At 66.0% G+C, this 22,270-nt stretch carries 10 protein-coding genes; 4 read left to right on the plus strand and 6 right to left on the minus strand.

The annotated features are described in order from the left end of the window. The first annotated feature begins 398 nt into the window (after positions 1-398). Together FPZ11_RS09665 and lepB are read left to right on the plus strand one after the other, a co-directional pair. Positions 399-1,934, plus strand: coding sequence for a sugar transferase (locus tag FPZ11_RS09665; RefSeq protein ID WP_146320408.1), 1,536 nt, complete (start codon positions 399-401; stop codon positions 1,932-1,934). An 85-nt stretch (positions 1,935-2,019) separates the two neighbouring features. Next, positions 2,020-2,730, plus strand: coding sequence for a signal peptidase I (gene lepB / locus FPZ11_RS09670; protein WP_367889444.1), 711 nt, complete (start codon positions 2,020-2,022; stop codon positions 2,728-2,730). Between the two features lie 8 nt (positions 2,731-2,738). Here the strand turns inward: lepB and FPZ11_RS09675 are convergent, their stop codons facing one another. The 3 genes from FPZ11_RS09675 to FPZ11_RS09685 are packed head-to-tail and all read right to left on the minus strand — an operon-like array spanning position 2,739 to position 6,386. Further along, positions 2,739-3,872 (minus strand): glycosyltransferase, encoded by a 1,134-nt coding sequence (locus FPZ11_RS09675; protein ID WP_146320412.1) that lies wholly within the window; start codon positions 3,870-3,872, stop codon positions 2,739-2,741. Between the two features lie 31 nt (positions 3,873-3,903). Then, positions 3,904-5,601 (minus strand): glycosyltransferase 87 family protein, encoded by a 1,698-nt coding sequence (locus FPZ11_RS09680; protein ID WP_146320415.1) that lies wholly within the window; start codon positions 5,599-5,601, stop codon positions 3,904-3,906. Further along, entirely contained in the window at positions 5,598-6,386 is a 789-nt protein-coding gene (locus tag FPZ11_RS09685) for a glycosyltransferase family 2 protein (protein ID WP_146320417.1), read from the minus strand. The genes FPZ11_RS09680 and FPZ11_RS09685 overlap by 4 nt, the downstream gene beginning before the upstream one ends. Positions 6,387-6,477: 91 nt before the next feature. On the opposite strand from FPZ11_RS09685, the gene FPZ11_RS09690 reads away from it, so the two are divergent. Then, positions 6,478-6,933 carry a GtrA family protein gene (locus FPZ11_RS09690; protein WP_146320419.1) on the plus strand — a complete coding sequence of 152 codons (456 nt, stop codon included), beginning with the start codon at positions 6,478-6,480 and terminating at the stop codon, positions 6,931-6,933. Between the two features lie 12 nt (positions 6,934-6,945). Here FPZ11_RS09690 and FPZ11_RS09695 read toward each other — a convergent pair whose 3' ends face one another. From FPZ11_RS09695 to FPZ11_RS09705, 3 genes are all read right to left on the minus strand, one after another. Continuing rightward, on the minus strand, positions 6,946-8,907 hold the full coding sequence (locus FPZ11_RS09695) for a DUF4012 domain-containing protein (RefSeq protein ID WP_146320421.1): 1,962 nt from the start codon (positions 8,905-8,907) through the stop codon (positions 6,946-6,948). Positions 8,908-9,129: 222 nt separating this feature from the next. Next, positions 9,130-12,936 carry a VWA domain-containing protein gene (locus tag FPZ11_RS09700; protein ID WP_146320423.1) on the minus strand — a complete coding sequence of 1,269 codons (3,807 nt, stop codon included), beginning with the start codon at positions 12,934-12,936 and terminating at the stop codon, positions 9,130-9,132. 288 nt (positions 12,937-13,224) lie between these two features. Beyond that, positions 13,225-21,642, minus strand: a complete 8,418-nt coding sequence (locus FPZ11_RS09705; RefSeq protein WP_146320425.1) for a prealbumin-like fold domain-containing protein — start codon at positions 21,640-21,642, stop codon at positions 13,225-13,227. On the opposite strand from FPZ11_RS09705, the gene FPZ11_RS09710 reads away from it, so the two are divergent. Beyond that, the gene (locus FPZ11_RS09710) at positions 21,635-22,060 is read left to right on the plus strand and encodes a hypothetical protein (protein WP_146320427.1); all 426 of its coding nucleotides are present in this window, start codon (positions 21,635-21,637) and stop codon (positions 22,058-22,060) included. The two genes, FPZ11_RS09705 and FPZ11_RS09710, sit on opposite strands and share 8 nt — an antisense overlap. Positions 22,061-22,270: the final 210 nt, after the last annotated feature.

The raw sequence follows: 22,270 nt of genomic DNA on the forward strand, positions 1-22,270 counted from the left end.
TGTGCTATTCGGGTTAGCGGCTTCCGCAGGCAGAAGCACGCGGTCACGTTAACACACATCCGCAGAAAGTGATAACGTCTCATATTCTGTCGGCGGTGCACGTTTCCCGCCGGATCGCTCGAGCTCGTGGCCACCGGTGATTCACCGCGTTCCAGCTCCGTTCCAACGGCCTTCGCCCCCGAACGCGGGTCCTGACAGCCGGCCACCCGGCGGCTACTCTGACGACGCGAGGCACTGTTCTCGCATGCATCTGGCCACCCTGCCGTTGAGCGCCGAACCTCCGGGCGGCTTGGTGTCCGCTTGTTGCCCGCGATCAGCACTCCTCCCGTGGTGTCGCACGCCTCTACACGTGCAATCGCGGTCTTTCTGGTGCTCTCTTAGCCCGAACGGAGCTGCCCATGACCGCTGAGGCACACGACCTGGCCGTCACGCTCGCCGCCGGGAACGCGTCTCACGTCGGCCGTCGCCATTCCCCCGAGACAGGCTCCGCAGTGGCTCGGCGCGAACGCTGGAAACGCGCCTATGGACGCAGGCTCATCGTTGTGGACCTGGGAGTCGTGGTGCTCGCAGTTGCGCTCGCAGCATGGATCCAGCTCGTATGGATCGCCAATGCGCACCTTTCGGCCATCAGCTCTGCGCCCTGGCAGTACACGCGTGTCGCTCTCCTCATGTGCGCGCTGTGGATCGTCATGCTGATGCTGTTCCAGACGCGCGACCACAAGATCGCAGGGCATGGAACGGCGGAGTACCGAAGAGTCATCAACGCCACTGCGGTCGCCTTCGGTGTCGCAGCCATCGGATTCGTCATCATGCAATCGCAGGGCATCCGCACCCAGCTGCTCGTCGCACTTCCCGTCGGTTTCGTCGGACTAGTCCTCGGACGCTGGTCATGCAGGCAGTGGTTGGTACGCCGCCGCAACGCGGGCGAGTACATGTCACGGGCGCTCATCATCGGCAATCACCGTGACACCGAGTACGTCATCAACGCCTTGCGCACTGGCGGTGATCTCGGATACGCGGTGGTCGGCCTTGTCTTCGATGGTGCGGTTCCAACGCCCGCAGCACCGTCCGTGGCAGGACACGCCGTCCCGACGTTCGACGACGTGAGCCAGGCTGCACACATCGCCGAGACTCTGGATTGCGATGCCGTGATCGTCGCGAGCACGCGCCCCGATGATCCGGAGTTCGTGAAGCGCCTCGCCTGGCAGCTCGAAGGGGCTGTGGCCGAGCTTGTACTGTCCAGCCCGCTCGCCGATGTCGCAGGCCCCCGCATGGCGCTGAAGCCCATCGAAGGCCTTCCGCTGATCCAGGTGGAGATCCCGACCTTCGATGGCGGGCGCTATGTGACCAAACGCCTCATGGACATCATCATCTCGATCGGCGCCCTTATCGCTATCGCGGTGGCCACGCCCTTCATCGCCGTGGCGATTCTGGTCGATAGCCGCGGCCCGGTGTTCTACCGTCAGGAGCGCGTCGGGCGTGACGGTGTGCGATTTCGGATGTTCAAGTTCCGGTCGATGATCGCCGACGCTCATGACCGGCGCCACGCCCTATTGGTACAGAACGACGGCTCGGGACCCTTATTCAAGTTGAAGGCCGATCCGCGTATCACCCGTGTCGGCAGGTTCCTGCGCAAGTTCTCTCTCGATGAGCTTCCGCAGTTCTGGAATGTGCTGATCGGCGACATGAGCATCGTCGGCCCACGCCCTCCGCTTCCCGAAGAAGTCGAGGCGTACGAAGGAAGCGCGCATCGCCGCCTCTACATTCGCCCGGGCATCACCGGTCCGTGGCAAATCAGCGGACGCAGCGACCTCACCTGGGACGAGAGCGTGCGGCTGGACCTGAGTTACGTCGAGAACTGGTCGGTGCTTTACGACCTCACCATCATGCTGCGCACGCCGCGCGCGATCCTGAGTTCCCGCGGGGCGTACTGACGAAGCCACCCCTCGCACCGTTGCGCTTCCTACTCCTCGAGCAGAGTTCGATGCCACATGCATTGGATACGGTAAGTCCGTGACCGTGTCCGCCTCGCGCCCCAGAACCCGCGGACTCTATGCGGCGTGGCGCCGGTTTCGGTCCAGCGCATGGTTTCACCTCATACTCGCCCTCGTCGTTTTCGGATTGGTCCTGGCCTTCATCGCCAAGCCTTATGCGGTGCCGTCCGGCTCCATGGAGAACACGCTGCAGCCGGGCGACCGCATACTCGTGTACCGCCTCGCCTATCTCGGCAGCCAGCCGCACACCGGAGACGTGGTCGTCTTCGACGCCGACTCTCAGTGGGGCACGTTGCCGCCGGAGAGCCCGCTGAAAGCAGTGCTGCGCTGGTTCGCATCGATCAGCGGTTTCGGCCCGACTGGCGCTCACACGCTCGTGAAACGAGTCATTGCGGGCCCGGGCCAGACGGTCAGCTGCTGCTCGGCGCACGGGGCTGTCGTCGTGGACGGGCATCCTTTGGACGAGCCATACATCACCCACAACCTCCCCTTCACACCCGGCACGCTCGACTGCTCGACGACCCCTCGGTCGCAACGATGCTTCGGGCCGGTGACCGTGCCCAAGGACTCTTATCTCGTCTTGGGCGACAACCGTGCGAACTCCTCAGACTCGGCCTTCCGCTGCCGAGGGGCGCCCGTGGGAGACGTCTCGTGCTTCCGCTGGGCGAGACGAAGCGAGATCGTCGGGCGCGTGGTCGCGACCCTCTGGCCGATCGGGCGGTGGCGTGCTTTCTAGACGCATGCTCAGCACCGATCGCGCTCCTCGGCGACCACCGCGCGGAGCCGTTCGATGAAGCGCACCTCGGAGAAGGCGTCGGCGTGGCTCTCGAGAGCAGCGGCATCCCATGACCGGCCGAGCATCGTCACCACCCCGCCCGCAATGGCGTCGGCGTCTGGGCTCTCGAAGAAGACGCCCGTGCTGGCCGGCACCACCGTGTCGAGGTAGCCACCGGCGTGCAGCGCCGCCGTGGGCTTTCCGAAACCGGCGGCTTCGAGCGGAGAGAGCCCGAAGTCTTCGTAGGATGCCGCAACCAGTCCCTCGCAGTTCTGGTACAGCCATGCGAGCTGTGCGTCGCTGACCCGTCCTACAAGTACCGTGTGGCCGACGTTTTCGGCCAGTGCAGCGAGCCGTGCGCGATCAGGGCCATCCCCGACGATCACGAGTCCCACATCGGGGATCTGCGACACCGCCTGAATGACACGGTCGACGTTCTTATAGGGAAGCAGGCGGGCGACACAGAGCACGAAGCGCTCGTCAACACCCGGCACAGCTGCAGCCTCGTCGTCGAGTGCCAATGTCGCCGGCGGCGGCGGGAGCACTTCGGCGTCGATTCCATAGACGTCGGCCACCGCGTGCTTCACGACCGTGGAGTTGACCAGATAGCGCTGGGCGGAGTGGGCGGCCCGCTGATCCCAGCTGCGCAGTCGCGGCCCCAAGGCGGTGACAGCCGCCTCGATGGCACGCGAACGCGTCGACGCTCCGTGGTCCGCTGCCCCCGCATACCGATCCGTCTGGTACAGCCAGCGAGCAGGCGCGTGGCAGTACACGATCTTGCGTCCGTGCGTGGGGAACCCGTGCGCCCATCCGCTCGAGCTCGCGAGAAGCACGTCGGCGTCGATCGGATGCCTCGACACCGCGCCCGCGAGCAGAGGGAGCGCCAGGCGATGGTGATGCCGCAGCACGCGCATCCTATTAAGAGGGAGTGCCTCGACGGGAACGTCCGCGAAGTCGGGGAACGTCGAGGACTGCTCGTACAGCGTCGTATGGAGGGTCGCACCCGTGAAGGCACGGGTCATCGAGAGGGCGACGCGTTCGGCCCCGCCGCGCTGCGTGAGATAGTCGTGGGCGAGCACGACATCGGGCCTTGAAGAAGGCATTCTCCCAGTCAACCAGACCCCGGGCCCGTCGTTACTTCAGCCGGCAGACTGCGTATTGCGAGGCGATGCGGACGGCGTCATCCGCACACACCGCGTGCAACTCCGCAGCGAACGCGGCCTGCCCCGGGTCGCTGAGCTCGGGCGTCCACAACACCGCCGGAAGCTCGGCGGCGTCCGGTCCCTGCTCGCTCGTGAAGGGGACTCCGCTGAGCAGGATCGCCCCGAGCTGACTGCCCCACGGTGTCGCGAACCTCCGCACATCGAGGTTGGCGAGCTGCGCCGCCACGTCGCGCTGCTGAGGCAGGGTCTCCCCATAATCGGCTTGGCCCGCCGCCACAACGTGTTTCTGCACGCTCGTCGCGGCCGCGAGCACGATCACCACGCACGCCAGCGCAGCGACTGCCGCAGACATCCATCGCCACCACCGTAGAGGCGGCAGACCTTGCGCCGGCCTTTCGTGCGCCTGCGCTGCGCCCGTGCTGACCGCCGGCTGCACACGGCCCGACGCGGTGAGCCAGAGCATCCGCACGCTCAGCACCGCGGCTGCGGCGAAGATCGGGATGCTCACCAGCAGCCCCGGCGCCGGGTACCGGATCCAGGTCGGCGTGGTTCGTGACACCGACCACCAGCCGACCCAGACGACGAGGTTCACTCCCGCGGTGATCAGCAGCAATGTGACCTCCCGGGCAGTCGTGTGCGCCCCCGCACGGCGCACGAGTGCATCGGTGTCGCGACCGGCGCGGTGAGCACGAATCACGAGCACCAGTCCGAGAGCGCAGAGCACGATCGCGGCCACGATGACCGCGATGACCACCTGCTCACCGACGAACCAGCTGTTCACCAGCGCGGTCAGCTTCTGGTCGAGTGTGGTTGCCGCTTGTTGGCCGCCATTGCGCAAGAACCACAGGAACTGGCGCACGTTCAGCACGAATCCGCTCGGCCCCAAGGAGATGAGCACCACGAGCCAATACAGAGCTGTGGGGATGACCGCCCAGATGGCGGCCCACACACAACGCATCAGCCGCGCGCGCCACGGTTGCCCAGCTATGAGGAACCACGCGTAAACAAGCAGCGCCGGCGCGCTGAGCAACGCCACGAACTTCGTCTGCAGAGCCAGGCCAAGCATCAGGCCCGCGAGCCATGGCCGCTTGCGAAGAACGACGACCGCCCACGCAAGCAGGGCTGCTGCAGGAAACTCGCCCAGAACATCCACCGGGCCCTGAACGGGTGAGGGCAGCTGGTTCGTGCAGAGCACCAGGGGCGCCACGATGGCGAACAGCGCACCCCATCGCCCGCCGATGCGACGCCCCACAATCCACAACGCGGCGAGCAGGCCGATGTAGAAGAGGAGCGGAACGAGCCGGCCGCCGATCACAGGGTCGATGCCGGTGGCGAGCACAGCAGCGACAGGGAGCAAGACGACAGGGCCGGTCGAGATGCGCACGTCGAACGGTGCGAGCTGCCCCGAACTGAGCAGACCTGCGCTGGAGTAGCCGTGTCCGGCGAGCAGATTGAGAGGCACTGTGAGGTTGAATGCTTCGTCTTCCCAGAGCCGAGTCGTGACGAACTCGGGCACGATGACGGCGACCTGTGCCGCGACCACCGCTGCGAAGAGCACCCAGAACAAGACCGTCGCCGCGACCGCAGGCACCCGAAGGCCACGACCTTCGGGCGCGCTGGAGACGGTTTCGGTCCCGGGCGGAACGAGCGGAAGCTGCTCGCGGCTCACGCTGTCAGGTCCGCAGGGCGGGCCGGGGGCACCGGACGAGCGAGCACGTCGTATCGCCACACCTCTCGCGCTGCACGAGCGCTGAACTGCAGCAGCCGCTTGGGTGGCAGCTTCGGCTTCGCCGGGGCGGCGCCCCACATGGTGCCCGTGCTCGAATCGCCCCGACGAGGGATGCTCCGCACGGGTACGAACGCACGCGTGACGTGGTGCCGCTGCTCGGCGATGGAGAAGTGCACGTGAGGTACGAGCGCGTCGGAGGGGCAGGCATCCAACAGGCGACGCAGCGTGCCCGCGCGGTACAAGCGAAGCGGCGTGTTGACGTCGGGCACGCGACCGCGCGCCAGGACGGCAACCCCGAGCCCGACGGACCCCGTCAGCAGGCGCCGGAACCACGGCTCGTCACGCCCGGTGCGCACGCCGTGCACGACCTGCACGTGTTCGAGCGCATCGATGACGCGGGGAAAGTCGTCGCCCACGAACTGTCCGTCGCCGTCGACATGCAGCACGGCATCGGGATGCGTCTCCAGCCCGGCACGGTAGGCCGCAAGCGCCGTGGGCCCGTGCCCTTGATTCTTCGGGGAGCGCACCACGATCAGTTCGGGCAGCTCGAGAGCGAGGGCGTCGAGCACGTCGCCCGTTCCGTCCGTCGACCTGTCGTCGACGACCACGATGCGCAGCCGGTCGGTGTGCGGTCGCACCGCTTCAGCGACTTCGCGCACGAACTCGGGCAAGCCCTGCGCTTCGTTGTAGGCGGGCATCACCACGGTGAGTGCGGGCAGATGCATCGGCGGACCTTCGGGTGGCTACCCCAGTCAAGGGCGCAGGATGCCTTGCGGGGTTAGGGGTGAGCGTTTCTCGTTGTAGCGTAATGCAGTCATGATCACCTCAGAACGCCTGCGTCAAGCGGCCGGCCTCAGCGCACGGTTCCTCATTGTCGGCGCGCTGAGCACGGTGATCGAGATCGGCCTCTTCAACCTCTTCTTTCTGGCCTTCGGCTGGAGTCCGGTGTGGGCCAAGATCGCCTCGTCGCTGATCGCGCTCGTGAACGCGTACTTCGGCAATCGGGAGTGGGCGTTCCGGCATCGCGGCAGGCACGGCCGCCTGCGCGAAGCCATTCTCTTTCTCATCGTGAACGCGCTCTGCACTGGTCTGGGCGTGGCCATCGTGTGGGCGGGCGAGTGGATGTTCGGCCGCGGTCCGTTGGTCGTCAACATCGTCAACGTGGTGAGCATCGGCATCGTGGTGCTGGTGCGGTTCGTGCTGTACCACTGGGTGGTGTTCCCCGGGCACAAGGACGCCCGGGTCACTGCCCCTCAGGAAACTCCGGCGTAGCGTCGCCGACGCCTACTTGCTGCTCTTCCCGTCCGCCCCGCAGCCCGGCGTCGTGAGGGTGACGGGCGTTGGGTGTGCGAGTGCCGTCGTGTACACGCTCAGCGGGCCGTGGCTGCCGGATCCGCCGGTCATCGTGTAGCTCACCGAGAGCTTCTCCCCCGGCGACAGCAGCACGGAGATCTTCGCCACCGGTCGCCCGAGGTTCTGCCCCGTGTAAGTGGGCTTCACCGCCTGCCCGTTGACCTTGTAGTCGCTCATGGTGCCACCGACCGTGCCGTACAGCGTGACATCGATGGCCGTGCGGCCGTTGTAGAAGACTCCGATGACGTAGGAGGGGAGCGTGCTCACCGCGTTCGCCGGCGTCTTGTCGTCGAGCACGACCGTGCTGGTGAGCGTGGGCTTCGACGCCGTGCATCGGTTGCTCGTGACGGTCACCGACGGGTAAAGGTAATAGTCGAGCTTCGCCGCGGTCGTGTCATTGAGAAAGACGCCGACGCCGGTGGTCTTGGCATTGGTGGCGGGCAGCGTGCCTGCGAGCGCCGTCGGAGCGATGAGCTTCTGCTCCGCGGCATCCGCGCTCCAGAACAGCAGACGGTGCTCGGTGACGGCCTGGCTCAGCGCAGTGAGCATCGGCATCGTCTGCAGATTGCCCTTCTCGACCGTGTCGAACACCGATGCCGCCGCGGCAGCGAAGAAGGCGTCTTGCATCTTCGGATCGCTGTATCGGAAGTACACCTGGCTGAGCAGCAGCTGAACCGCATTGTCGCTGGTGAGCACGTCACCGGTGCTCAGCTTGATGGGGCCGGTGGCCTTGAGCAGATAGCTGAGCGCCACCGGATCGAATGACATGACGCCGTCGATGGGTGTGCTCGAGTGCTGCTTCCAGAACGCGCTGATCAGCCTCGCCGTGGTCGGAAAGTCGGCTGGCGTGGTGGTGTCTTGCATGTAGCGGCCGATCTTCGACCCATAGAGCGCCTCCATCGAGGGGTCGAGCGCGACGATCGGCTGGGCGAGGCCGTTGTCGAAGTCACTGCTGCTCGCCTGGGCGTCGATCGAGATCGCTCCGTCGGTCACGGTGACCAGAAGCAGAGCCGCCGGGTTTCCCGCCCAGCCACGCGTCTCGGCGTTGTTCTCGAACAACATCAGGTAGTGCTTGGTGCCATGCTCGCCGAGCGCGGTGGGGAGCACCTTCACGGCGGTCTGCACACCCCTGAGCTGCGGCGCCAACGAGTCGAGCGCAGACGAGAGCTGCTGCACTCCGGACTTCACCGGCCCGATGAGCCCCGACGTGTCGACCGTACGCAGGTCAGCCTGCGCTGCGTCGACGGCCTTCGCCGCACCGTTCACCGTGTTCGTGACCTTGCTGATCGCCTCGACGTTGATGCGACCGTTCTGCGGCTTGAACGAATCGAGTGAGAGAGCGGATGCCGGCACCGCCGCATTCGCCGCCACCGTGTTCGCCGAGTCTGCGGCGACCCGCACCGCGTGCAGGTTCGCTCCGATCACAGGCACCCATTCCACGGATCGCCAGAGGATGCCGTCGGTGGCGGAGGCGGCTTTCGACGTGTGCTGCTGCATGGTCTTCGCCGCGCTCTGAGCACTGGCCGTGTTGCCGGACAGCATCCCCGCCTCGACCTGTTTCGCCAGCGGAATCGCCGCCTCGAGTTCACTCCTGGCCGTCAACGCCTTCGGCACCAGCAATGCACCGACGACGACAACCCCGAGCACCACAACGACGATTCCGACCGGCACCCACAGCCTTGCGCTCTTCAGCAGCGGCCGTCGACGCTTGCGGCGGTGCCCGGTGTCCGGTGTGTCGTCCATTCCGAGGAGCTCGGCGAAGCCATCGGCCGGCTCACGTTCCGTCGGCTCAGGCTCTGCACGCGCACTCTCAGCAGCCGCACGTTCCGCGCGCTCGCGTTCGGCGCGTTCGCGCTCCCGCAGCTCACGCCGCGATTCGGGGGTGTCGGGCATCCGTCAAGTCAATCAGGCACAGCGAGTTTCAACCTGCGATCTCTCTCGGAGCAGGCGCCGCACGCCGTCCCCATTCATGGGTACATTCGCGCGGCATCCTGTCCAACCGGTGTGTGCAAGGGCTCGCCTGCTGCCAACTGGGCGGAGCGGGTCATCCCTTCGGCGTGAGTGCGGATCCTCCGCGAGAGGCGGATCGTGACGCACGGATGTGCGGCTCAGCCGCTACCCGAGCTCACCTCGGTTGCGACGGCGCCACCACAGCAGGCTCATCAGTGCCGCGCCGATGACCACCAGCACGCCTCCCCCGCCGACCAACGGCCAGATGTCGGAGCCGGTGCCGGGAAGGTTGCCGGCCTGCGGCGGAGTGGTTCCGGTCGGAGTGGGCGTGGGTGTCGGGGTGGGCGGTGTGGGCTCCGAGCAGGCGTCGTCGGAGACGGTGCGGTCGTTCGACAGCGCAGTCGCCTCGTTGTAGAAGCCGCCGCCCTCCTCCGTGCACTTCGTGCTGCCCGAGGTCCACGCGGAGTCTGCGACCGTGGCGTTCACGGTGACGACGAAGACGTCGCTCGCCGCCGCCGCCAACTCCCGCGTGCTGGTGAGCACCGCATCGGTGCCGCTGAACGTGCCGCTTGTGGGACCGGTCCAGCTCGCGCTGTTCACCGTGATGCCCGTTCCGAACGAGAGCGAGTCGGTGAGGTCGTATGCAGTCGCCACGTAGGTGCTCGCGTTGGTGACCGTGATGTCGTAGACGATGGTCCACGAGCCGTCGGCGTTCTGCGTGGTGCTGTGCACGGTCTTGTCGATCGTGACCCCCTGCTGAACGGCGTCGTTCTCGATGGTGCACGTCACGACCTGCCCCGGGTTCAGCGCGCTGAGCGTGGCGGTGCCCGTCGTGTCGCCGGCCTGCACCGTGGTGGATCCGCCTGAACTGTCGGTGCAGACCCAGTCCCCCGCCTCGAACTGACTGTCGTCGAAGCCCGAAATCGGTGCCTCGCTCAGGTCGTAGTCGACGCCAGCGGACACCGCGGTCGGCCCCGCGGAGCCGTTGCCGGTGACGGTCGGCGAGTCACCGCTCGCCGGCGCCCCCGTCAGCGTCCAGTTCGTCGCGGGTACCACTTCGCCGCCGACCTGTTTGACCAGGCTCAGCGTCGGAGCGACGTCATCGTTCACGAAGCGGCAGACCACGGTCTGGAGCGGGTCGAGACTGACTGTCGCTGCGGAATCGGCAGTGAAGGGACCGTCGTTGACGCTGCACGTCAAGGCGGTTTGCGTGTAGCCGGAAGGGCCCTGCTCGGAGAGCGCGTAGGTCTGGCCGGGCAGAACGTTGAACGATTCGCCGACGAGCGAGCCCGTCACGGTCTGCGCCACGACTCCGGAAGGCACTGTGCCGGTCGGCGTTGCGGTCAGCTGCCAGTCGCCCGGCACGGCCGACCCGCCGTTGTCGTTGATCACCTGCTTCTCGAGAATGAGGGTCGCGGTCTGGTTCACGGCGGTGCACCGCACGCTGAAGCCGAGCGGCACGCTCACCCCGCCATTGATACCGTCGCTGTAACCCGCGATGACGTTTCCCTCGGCATCGACCTGCACACACGTCATCGAGCCCGTCGACAGCGGGTTCGACTGCAGGTTGGTGCGCTCGTCGACCTGCTTGTAGAGCGGATCACCACCGCTCTCTGCGAGCTGATACGTGACGTTAGGAGTCACGGATGCCGACACCCCGCTGTGTCCGCTCGGCCCCGGAAGCGCGCCGTCAGGGGCGATCCCGGTCAAGGTCCATTCGGAGGGGTCCGCATCACCGCCCTGCACCTGCTTCACGAGCGTGAGCTTCGTGTCGCAGGTGACGGTGTTGGTCACCGTGACCGTGTTGTGCTCCTGCGTGAGGGTGGCCGTATAGGGCAGCGCGGCATCCGTCGTGGCGCCGTTCACCGAGGTGACCTTCGACGAGTCGACCGTGCACAGCGTGGGACCGATGATCGTCGTGTTCTCGTCGATCTGTGCGGTGTCGTTCACCGAATAGCCCGTGCGCACCACATTCCACGGCTGAGGAGTCGCACCGACGCTTCCTGGACCGGTGAGGGTGGCGCTGGCCAGGAATGCGGCGGGCTGATTCGGATCGGCATATGTCTGCCCGTTGATGACCCACTGCTTCGACAGCGTGACATCTGCTGTGGGGCTGGCCGCGCGGTTGTAGACCGTACAGCTCACTGCTTGATCGGAGCCCACTCTGGCCGTGAATCCGAGGCTGCCCGAGTTTCGCACCGTGACCGCCAGTCCGGTGTTCAGGTCCGTGCAGACCGCGTTCATGCCCGACACCTGTTGCAGGGTGAAGCCGTCTTGCTGTGTCTCCGTCGCTGTGAAGTCGGCACTCGGTGTGCCTCCGGGGAACGCCAGGCCGAACCCGATGGCGCCGGTGCCGGATGCCGTCTCTCCTGTGCTCGGGGACACGGTCACGCCGTTGTCAGCGCTCGCGTCGAACGTCCATCCGCCTGCCGGTTGGGCTCCGTCGGTCGAGCCGGGAGGCGCTGTGCTGGGTACGACCTCCTTCACCACGGAGACGGTGCCCGCACAGTTGCCCAGTGCCAGGTTGCGGAGGGCTGTGCCCACTTCGCCGTAGTTGTCGGTCTGGTAATAGTCGGCCGCAGCCGTGTTCGACCCGTTGTAGGCGACGGGACCCGAGATGGCCGCGAGGTTGAGCGCAGCCGAGGCGCTGGAGACCCCGCTCCCCACGCCCACTGCGATCACGCGCGTCGTCAGGTCGGACTTGATCTCATTCGCGGAGAAGATGCCGTTCTCCACCTCGCGCGCACGGGTGAAGTTGCCTGGACCCTGTTGCGGGTCGTTGTAGTAGGTCGGGCTGCCGTCGGTGATGACGACGACGACGTTGTAGTCGGAGGCGTTCGCCGCCGCCGAGGCGAGACCGCGATCCCAGTTCGTGCCGCCGCCCGAGGTCCAGTCCGCATAGAGAGACTGGAAGGCGTTCGCCTGCGCCTGTGTCGTCACCGGCATCAGACCGGGGTAGTTCTGCGTCGCTCCGCTTGCCGGCGACAGCGTGGAGAAGGAGAACAACGCCATGCTCGACGCCGTGCCGACGAGCGAATCGGTGAACGTGTCGGCAGCGCCCTTCAGGTCGCCGATGTCATCGCCGACCGACCCGGAGAGGTCGAGCACGAGGGCCACCTTCAGACCGCACTGCTGAATGAGAGTGGGATTCGCCCGTGACTGCTGCCAGATGCCGCCCGAGGCCAGCCGGGTCGTGTTGCCGGATCCCAGCATGAACCCGTTGCTGCCGGTCTGCGTCGAGCTGTAGGTCTGACCGCCCAGAAGAGCGGGAGTCTGGAAGGCGTACGGAGTCGACTGGCTGCCCGTGCCGTCGCCGTTCCCTGTACGCAGTGACGTGTTGGCGACCCAGCCGGTCGGCACGCCTGTGCTCGCCTGGCGCACCCAGAACTGCTTGTTGCGGTTGGTCCCACCAGGGCCCGTCGCCGTGACGGTGAAGTTGCAGTCGCCGTCTGCGTCCGACACGCACGTGAAGAGCGCGGCGCCTCCGGTCTGAGCCGCATACAGGCCCAGGGTGACACCGGCCAGGCTTGTCACGCCCGTGACGCCGCTGCGGTCTCCGCCGACCTTGACCGTCACCACCGAGGTCGTCGCCGTGGGGGCGGGCACGACCAGCGGAGTGATCGCCTGTGCCTTGAGCTTCGGGCCCCCGCTCTGCGTCGGCTCGGGTGTTGAGGGATCTGTCGGGGCGGGCGTGCTCGTCGCCGAGGATGAGCCGGATTCGGTCGGCGTCGCTGACGGCGAATCAGGAGGCGAGCTCGTGGGGCTCGCGGTCGCATCGTCCGTCGGGGTGGTACTCGAGGGACTCGAGCTCGGCGAATCGGTCGGCGTGCCTGTGGCGGTCGCATCGTTGCCGGACTGCGTTGCCTGCGCGCCCGTCGATGATGAGCCGTCGTCCGCGTGCGCCGGAAGACTCAGCCCGCCGAACGCGATCGTCACCACGACGGCCGGAGTGATCATCAGAGCGAGCTTCATCCGCAACGATGGTCTGCCGTCGGCGCCGAGCGACGGCAGAGGACTCGTGCCGCGTCTCGACGAACGCAGAAACCGATCGGACCGCTTCGGCATCACGAGCCACCCCTCGCCATTCGAGCTGTCACCGTCGCAATCGAACGGGATCCCCTCAACTCGAAATGAATATCCTTCAGCATAGGCGGGTGCTCAGGCGAACAACAGGTTCCCAAAGGCCTTCGGAGCGCATCAGCGGATGCCCCGCCGCAGCATGTGCTGCAACGGGGCATCCTGGTCGGTTCGGGTCAGCTCCTACTCGAGCTCACCCTCGTCGCGGCGCCGGCGCCACAGCCAACCCATGAGCGCGGTGCCCACCACGAGCAACCCGCCGGCCCAGCCGAGCAGCGACCAGATGTTGGAACCCGTATCGGCGAGAGGACTGCCACCGTTGAGGTAGACCGTGGCGCTGGCATCCTCACAGCCCGTCTCGCTCGCGTTGTCCATGTTCTTGAAGCACAGCGTCGCCGTGTTCGTGATGCTGGTCGCGGTCGTCGTGGGCCGCACGCTCACCGAGAGGTTGACCGCCGGTGTGCTCGGCGCGCTCAGTGAGATGTCTCCGAAGAGCGTGCAGTTCAGCGTGCCGCCGTAACCGTTGGCGTCGGTTCCGGTGACCGCGCAGTCCTGCCAGCGCGGGAACGCCGTGGTGCTGGTCTCGATCTTGGTGACCTTGATGTCCGACGGGATCGGGTCCTTGATCGTGACCGGGCTCGCGGCGCCCAGGTTGAGGTTGTGCGCTGCCATCGAGTACGTGAACGAGCCACCCGGTGTGGTGTTCGTCACGCTCGCGGTCTTGGTGAAGCCCACCTGGGTCTCACGGGCGACGGCACAGGCCGCTGTCGCCTCCGGGTAGTTCACGATGTAGGTCGCGGTCGGGTTGACCGACACCGTCACCGTGGACTGGTAGCGCCAGGCATCCGTCGCCACATGGGTCGGGTCGTAGACCAGGCCTGCGAAGGCCGGCACGCTCGGGTCCGGAAGCACCAGGACGCCGTTCACATAGTCCGACTCCTGGATGGGCCGCCAGCCTGGGAACCCGATGCCGATGCCCTGCGGGTTCACCGCACCACCCGGCCAGAGGATCGAGCCGGAGTCGCCGCTGTGCAGCGTCTTGGTGAGTGATGCCGGATCCGGCGGGAGGTCGGTGCTGGGCACGCCACCCTGACCCGGCTGGTTCGCCGTCCAGAGCAGGGTCACCGGATCGCTCGACACGTTGTCGGTCGTCTGGATGTCGTAGTGCAGGTACGGGATGTCCGCCTTGCACTGCACCCACACGTTGGCGTCGACTGCCTTCTGAGTGACCGTGGCGGTGCCGCAGTCATTCGTCGGGTCGATGTCGTTCGGCATGCTCACGCACGCCGTGTTCGAGATGTCGGCCGGCGGTGTCACCGGAGCAGGGCCGTCCTCACCGGGCTGCACGATCGGAGCGGTCTCCGTCACCGGGTTGACCTTCACGAACAACGTGATCGTGTCGGTCTCACCCAGCCCCATCGAGGCGATCGCGATGGTCACGGTGTTGGTCGTCGCATCGTAGCTCGGCGTCCAGCCGGCCGGGATGTCGGAGAAGCCGTTCGTGCCCTGCGTGGTGTCGAGCGAGATCTCGCTCGGCAGCGCGTCGGTCACGGTGGATGCTCCGACCGCCTCGTCGCTGTTGTTCGCCACCTCGAGCGAGTACTCGTACTCACTCGTGGCGCCGGCGTCGTCATCCACCGGACCGGTGAAGTGCTCACCGTCCTGCAGCGCCGACTTGGTGATGCCCAGGTCGAGGTGCGGTTCGTGGGTCGTGGTCGTGCAGCTCGAGCCGTCCTCCGGGAAGTCGTTCTGCACGTCGCCGGGCGAGTAGACCTCGGCTTCGACCTCACCGAGGCAGTAGCCGACGGTGCCGGGCTCCATGGTGTTGACCAGGTCGGCGCCGTCCGGTCCCGGATCGGTGCTGTCGACTGTCACCGTGAACGAGACTTCAGCGGTGCCGTCTGCGTCGATCGCCGGCAGCGTCCACGTGAGCGTGTGGTCGCCGTCGAACGCCAGGCCATCGGGAAGCGGGGTGTCCAGGGTGGCGTGGTCGAGCACGCCGCTCAGGTCGTCCGTCTCGGTCTGACCGGCAGGGAGATCTGCATCGGTGTAGTTGTACGCGTGCAGCGTGTACGTGATCTGTCCGCCGGGCAGCACCTGGTCGTTGTTGTTCGGGTCGTTGCCGGCCGTCACCTCCGACGTCTTCCAGAGCACCAGGTCGGGAGTGTCACTCGTCGTCGAGCAGTTGTTGTCGCCGACGCAGGTGAAGTTCGGCGGCGGTGTCAGCGCGTTGTAGAGCGACACGCCCCAGGCATCCTTGTTGACCGTGTAGGAGTAGGTCACCACGAACGACTGCGAGAAGTCGACGCCGGTGTAGCTGTTCAGGTTGAAGAACACACCCTGATCGGCTCCCGCGGAGTTGAGGGAGACGCTCCCACCGTTCGTCACAGCGACGTCGCCGTTGTAGGTGGCGTCCCCGAGCCCGGTCAGCGGGTCGATGTTCTCCGCGGAGGCGAACAGCGGCAGCGCCGGCCACGACGTCGTCGGGTCGTGGGTGATGGTGACCGTGTAGCCGATCGTGTCACCCGGCATCACGCTCAGACCCTTGTCGCTGGTCTTCGCAATCGTCCACTTCGCCGGTGTCGGCGTGTTCGTGAACGTGCAGGTGACGTTGTCGCCCTCGGTCAGGTCGACCGACGGGTTGTCGACATCGATGCCGTCGATGGTCTGCTTCGTGTTGTTGTCGACACAGGTCAGATCAGTCAGCGTGTAACCCTGCGTGCGGTAGGTGCCGTCCGCCAGCTCGCTCAGGTCGTACGTGCCGACCTTCACGCCCTGGTTGACGATCGAGTCCGAGCCGCCCGCGCCGGTGACCTTGGTCGGGCCATCGGCCGTCAGGGTCCAGTCGGAGGGCTGGCCCGCACCGGTGAAGTCGCCGCTCGACGCGACATCCTTCACCAGGGTCAGCTTCGGCTGGATGGCGGTGTTGGTGATCTCGCACGATGCACTCTGCCCGTTCGCGACGGTCAGCGTGGCGGTGTGCGTCGTCGGATCGGTTGCTCCGACGCTGCCGCCGGTGCAGGTCCAGGTGCCGGCGACGAAGCCCGCGGGTCCGGACTCACTCAACGTGTACTGGCCCGCGAAGATCGCGACGTTGTTGACGCCACCGGCCGTGGTCGGATCTCCGTTGCCGGAGACCGTGCCCTGACCGGTGATCTTGATCGGGGTCGCCGTCAACGTGAAGTCCTTCGCGGTGACGTTGCCTCCCGCCTGTGTCTCATCGACGTCCTTCTTCAGCGTGAGGTGCGCCGGCTGGTCCTGGTTGGTGAACGTGCAGTCCACGTTGTCGCCGACCGCCAGCGTGAAGCTGGGGTTGTCGACGCCGACTCCCGACATGGCCTTCCCATTGTTCGTGCACACCAGGTTGCTGAGCGTGTACGCGGCCGAGTTGCCCGGGTTCTCGCTCAGCGTGTAGGTGCCGACCGGGGAGACCACATCGGTCACCGATGCGTCGCCGTCCTTGCCCGTCACGCTGGTGTTGCTCGGACCGGCCGCCGTCAGCGTCCAAGCCGTCTTGAGCGCGCTGCCGCCGTGCGTGTTGTTCACGGTCTTGTGCAGTGTGATCGTGCCGGACTGCGCGGTGTTGGTGTACCGGCAGATGACGGTCGTGGCGTCCTTCGGGATGGTCAGGCTCGTACCCTGGTCGTCCGTGCTGCCGAGGGACACGACGTTGTCGCCGTTCTTGCATTCGAGGGTCGAGGTGTAGCCGACCGCACCGTGTGTGACCCCCTCTTTCAGGTGCACTGTCGAACCGGTGTACGTGCCGGCGCTCGCTCCACTGTTTCCGCTGTCGACCTGGTTGCCGCCCACAGCCGTGGACATCCACGGGGTGAAGTACTCTCCACCGGTGATGAGCAGGTTGGCGGTGTCATTCGCGACGCCGTTGACCCACGACTTGTACAGCCACACCGTGGCCTTGGTCGCACTGTTCTCGAGCGTGCACGTGACCGTGCTGCCTGCGGTGACGGTCTTCGGGATGTTGAAGCTTCCGTCAGCGGCGACGGTGACTCCGTTGTCGCAGGTCAGGGTCTGCGTGTAGCTCGCCGCATTGTCGGCGCCGAGCGTCTCGCTTCCCTTCAGCGACGCTCCGACCGGCACGTTGTCGATCGTTGCGGTCTCGCTCGTCTCTGGTGCTGTCACCGTGCTCGAGTCATCCGACGCCGAACCAGGAGCGGTCTCCGTCAGGTGCAGCACCGTGGTGTCGCCCGCGTGTGAGTTCTCCCATGCCTTCTGCAGCACCACGTTCACCGTCTTGTTGGCGTTGTGGAACGTGCAGGTCACGTCCTTGTCGGGCATCGTGAACGAGCCGCCCGTTGGCGTCGCGTTGTCACACGTCAGCGAGCTGGTGTAGCTGCCGCTCGGTCCCGCAGTCGACTCCGCGAGGTTCACGGTCGAGCCGACGCCGACGGATGCCGTTGCCTGCTGCGTGCTGGTGAAGTCACCGCCCGTGGTGGTCGCCTTCACCGCCGTTCCGTTGTTGATGCTGAGGTTGGTCGAGTCACCGGCGATCGAACCGGTCCAGTCCTTCTTCAGCGTGACCGTGTGCGTGTTCTGCGTGTTCGTGATCGTGCAGCTCAGGCCCCCCTGAGGAACCGTGGCGTTGTATCCACCGGAACCGAGTGCGACAGAACCGCTGCCGCAGTCGATGGTCGCCGCGTAGCTGCCGAGCGGTGATCCGTTGGTGCCTTTGCCGCCGAGCACTTCGGCGAGGGTCACGACGGTGCCTTGCGGAATCTGCGCAACTGCGGCATGCCCGGCGTCGATGCCGTTGGTGCCGTTGTAGGTCGAGGTATTGGTTCCCGGCGTGGCGCCGTTCACGATGATCTGCAGCGCCGCCGTGTCACCGTTGACGCCGCCCTGCCAGTTCTTGGTCAAGGTGACCGTAGACGCCTTGGGCGTGTTGACATAGGTGCAGGTGACGTCGGAGCCGTCCGTCGGCGCCGTGAATGCGCCGTCCTTCACCGTCACGTTGTTCGAACAGGTGAGGGTGCCGTTGTACTGGGCGTAGTTGGTCAGGCCCGGCGTCTCGCTGAGAGCCACGGTGCCGCCGCCGATGACCTTCGTGCTGACACTCGCCGACGGCGTGCTGTCGACCTGGCCGTTCGTTCCCACAGTCGCAGTGGTGCTGGCCGCGGTGCCGAAACCGGCCTGCGGTGCGATCTGCAGGGTCTCGGAGTCACCCGTGGAGCCGATCTTGACGCCGCCCTGCCACTTCTTCTGCAGGGTCACCGTGCTCTGCTTCGCGGTGTTGGTCACCGTGCACGTCACCCCTCCGGCGACAACGACGGTCACCGGGTCGTTGTTGGAGTCGACACAGGAGACGGCCTCGTTGTAGCCGCCGCGATTGGTGCCGAGAGTCTCATGTGCACCGATCGTGGTCCCGAGAGCGACCTGAACCTTGTTCGCCAACACATCGGTCTGCGTGGCCACCACCGAACCGACCGTGCCGCCGACTGTGGAGAGCCCGCTGTACGGGGTGCCGTCGAGGTAGACCGTCGCGGAGTCGCCACCGATTCCGTTGATCCACGTCTTCTTCAGCGTGACGGATGCGGTGCTCAGTTTGTTCTCCACCTGGCAGCTGACCGAGGTGGCTGTCTTGGGCACCGTGATCTGGTAAGACCCGTTGACGACGGAAACGGTGATCGATTTGCCGCTCTGGTCCTCGCAGGTGTAGCCGACCGTCTGGTAGGTGCCCACATTCGTGTGGCCGGCGGCCGGAACGACCTCCGCGATCGTCACGGTGCTGCCGAGAGTGGCGTTCGCTGTCGCCTTCTGGCTCGAGACCTGCCCCAGGGTTCCGTCGGCGACCGCGATCGCACCCGTTGCCCCTGTGACGCCACTGCCCGAGATCGTGAGACCGGCGGTGTCATTGGCGATCGACGTGTCCCACAGCTTCGAGAGCGTGATGGGCGCACTGCCGTTGCTGTTGGTGAAGGTGCAGTTCGTGTTCGCCTTCACCTGGAAGGTGTACGACTTCGTGCCGTTGGAGTCGGTCGTGGTGACCGGCGCTCCTGCACACACGAGGGTGGTCGTGTACGCACCGTCGTTGTTGGCCATCGTCTCGCTGACCGTCACGTCGCTGCCGATCGGCACGCTCACCGTCGCCGGCGTGGTGTCGTTGTAGGTGCCGCCGGCAGCCGGCACGGTCGAGTTGTGCGAGTCGTCGAGCGATCCCGGTCCGTTGATCGAGATGGTCGACACGTCGCCGCCGATCGCGCCGCTCCAGTTCTTGTACAGGTTCACCGTGGCCGTGCCGTTGGTGTTCGCGATGGTGCAGGTCACGTCCTGGTTCGGCATCGTGAACGAACCGCTGAACCCGGTTCCACTCGTGGGCGTGCCGCTTGTGCACGACCAGTTCGCGGAGTACGTGCCGCCGTTGGAACTCTGAAGGGCCTCGGTGATCGCGACGCTCGAGCCGACCGGAACGTTCAGCTCCTTCACGACATTGGTCGTGTCGGTGAAGCTGGGCGTCGACCCGACTGTCGAGGTGTTCTTCGTGCTGGCGTCGCCGTTGACGGTGAGGTTGGTCTTGTCACCGGGGACACCGTTGATCCACTGCTTCTGCAGCGTCACAGTGTGCGTGGCGTTGTTGTTGTCGGCCGCGCACGTGACGTTCGCCGCCGGCATCGAGAAGGTCCAGACGCCCGTGCTCGGGTTCTGGAGCGGACTCACCGTCACCGTGCTGCCGTTCTGGGAGTACGTGCACTTCAGCGACTGGGTGTATGCGGCGCCCGGAGCAGTCAACGCCTCATTCACGGTCATCGCCGTTCCCGATGCGTACCCGGCGCTCGTTCCGAGCGACTGCGTGCCGCTTCCGGCGGACACCGGCGAGTTGGGCAGCGCCTTCCCGTTGACGGTGAACGCCGCAGAGTCACCGGAGTTCCAGTTCTCCCACGTCTTGTTGACTGTGACGGTATAGGTCGGGATCTGCTTGTTCTGGAAGACACAGCTCACCGTTGAGGTCGTGGTGGCGGTGAAGGTCACCGACGCCTGTCCTGCCGTGTTCTTCACCGTGGTCGGCGTGCCTCCACCGATCGGCGTCAAGGTACAGACCGCGTTGTTGAAGGCGTAGCCGGCCGGTCCGGATGAGGTGTTCTCCGAGACCGTCACTGATGCGCTGCCGCTGCTGGGGAACGTGATGTTCGACGAAGCGTAACCGTTCTTGCCCGACGACTGCGCCGTGGTCACCGGCGACTGAACCGTCGCACCGGTCGTGCTCGTCGTGACGTTGTACGTCCAGTTGTTGGTGTCGGCCGAGTTGTCGATGACATTGCCACTCGTGTCGAGAACCTGCTTCTGGATGTTCACCTGGCCGGTGCATCCCTGCGTGGCCAACGTGGTCAGAAGCGCTCCGAAACCGCTGCTCGTCGATGCGTAGTAGTTGGCACTCGACGTCGGGTTCGAAGGATCACCGGCGCTGAGACCGGTGACATCGGCGAGGTTCGCTGACCCGCCTGCCGTGGTGCTCAGCCCGATGCCGATGCCGATGAGGGCCGACCCCTTCGCCTTGATGGCGTTGGCCGATGCCACTGCCTGCTCCACGTACTGGAAGTACGAGCTCTGCCCATTTCCGCTGTCGTTCGGCGAGTACGTCGTCGGGGCACCATCGGTCAGGAACAGGACCAGGTCATAGGTCGTCGATGACTTCGCGACGTTGTACAGCCCGTCGTCCCAGTTCGTCGATCCGTTGGGGCTCAGCCCGCCGATGAAGCTGTTCAGCGAGGCGACATCCGCCGCGTTGCCGAGCGACTTGTTCAGCAGAGGCGTGTTGGCCGTGTCTGCGAAGGGATAGACCGACATCGTCGACGGCGTGTTCTGCAGACCCGAGACGACCTGCTTCGCGGCGGCGATCAGGTTCGCCTCCTTGCTGTTGTCCGCCATCGAACCGGACTGATCGAGAACCAGTGCGATGTTCAGGCCGCACTTCTGGGGAATGCTGTTGTCGTCGAGACCGACCGCCATCGTGCCGCTGAAGTCGTTGCCGCTGTGCAGTGCGTCGGCGTATGTTCCGTTGGCGCTCCACGTGCCGCTGGTCGGGCCGGGCACGTTCTGCGTGCCACCCGAGTTCAGCGTCGTGGTCTGGAACTGGTACGTGGTCGAGTTCACGGTGCTCGAGGTGCCGTACGACATGGTCGTGAGCGGGAACCAGCCCGAGGGCGTGCTGACCTCGGAGACGTTCCACTTGTAACCGGCGGGAACGGAGATCGTGCAGGTGCCTGCTGTGGTCGTGCAGGTGAAGGTGCCGGGGTTGCCCGTCGTTGCGACGGCCTGGAACTTCGTGCCGTCAGGCGCGTTGCCTGCGTTCGTGCCCGCGGTGCGGGTGCCGCTCGCGTGAATGACGATCGAGGCAGGCGCCTTGTAGGTCTGCGTGAAGGTACACGCGGCTGAACGTCCGGTGCTTGACCCGAACGTCACGGTGAACGGCGCCGTCGTCGTGAAGCTCGTTCCGCCTCCACCGCTGGTCCTGCAGGTGAACGTGGTCGCGTAGTTCAGCTGGATTGCTGCCGTCGCCGTCGCCGTCAGTGTGTACGTGTTGCTCTGCGGAACGTTGTGGGAGTCGCCCGAGTTGAAATCGTAAGTGTTGTTTCCCTGAGTGGCCACCAGGGTCCAGTCACCGACGCCCGCCGTGCCGCCGCCGGTGTTGACGACCGTATTGGTGACCGTCAGCGCCGCGCAGTTGGTCGTACAGTCCGCGGTCGCGGCGAGCGGAGTGATGGCGTTCTGTGTGCTCTGGAGCGACTGGGTCTTCAGACTCGAGGTCTGCGATGGCGACGGGCTCGGAGACGGCGAGCTGCTCGGCGTCGATGACGACGTGTCCGTCGGCGTGCTCGACGACGTGTCGCTCGGCGTCGACGACGAGGTGTCCGTCGGCGTGCTCGATGGCGTGTCCGTCGGGGTCGAGCTCGACGTGTCCGTCGGCGTGGGGTTCACGTCGGCCGCATACGCCGGCAGGCTCAGGCCGCCGACGGCGACGCCGATCGCAAGCACGGGCGCGGTGACGAAGGCGAGGAACGCCTGACGTCGATTCCAATACCCGGGTTCCCGAGTGCGGCGGTGCCGAGACCGCCCCTTCTCCTCGTTGGTCTTGCGAAGGAACGGATTCCGCCGGTCACGCATCAGAGCCACCTTGATTGATCGGGACTCGCCTCGACCCCACCGTCGGGACGCCGTCGGTATATAACACGACGATTCCTCACACTATGCAGGTCCCTAGTACAAAAGTGAGTTG

The sequence above is a fragment of the Humibacter ginsenosidimutans genome, assembly GCF_007859675.1.
Lineage (GTDB): Bacteria > Actinomycetota > Actinomycetes > Actinomycetales > Microbacteriaceae > Humibacter > Humibacter ginsenosidimutans.

What these genes read in the sequence shown, in the direction of transcription:
- FPZ11_RS09665 (WP_146320408.1), top strand. Translation starts at nt 399, where the DNA reads ATGACCGCTGAGGCACACGACCTGGCCGTCACGCTCGCCGCCGGGAAC.
- FPZ11_RS09675 (WP_146320412.1), bottom strand. Translation starts at nt 3,872, where the DNA reads ATGCCTTCTTCAAGGCCCGATGTCGTGCTCGCCCACGACTATCTCACG.
- FPZ11_RS09685 (WP_146320417.1), bottom strand. Translation starts at nt 6,386, where the DNA reads ATGCATCTGCCCGCACTCACCGTGGTGATGCCCGCCTACAACGAAGCG.
- FPZ11_RS09690 (WP_146320419.1), top strand. Translation starts at nt 6,478, where the DNA reads ATGATCACCTCAGAACGCCTGCGTCAAGCGGCCGGCCTCAGCGCACGG.
- FPZ11_RS09695 (WP_146320421.1), bottom strand. Translation starts at nt 8,907, where the DNA reads ATGCCCGACACCCCCGAATCGCGGCGTGAGCTGCGGGAGCGCGAACGC.
- FPZ11_RS09700 (WP_146320423.1), bottom strand. Translation starts at nt 12,936, where the DNA reads ATGAAGCTCGCTCTGATGATCACTCCGGCCGTCGTGGTGACGATCGCG.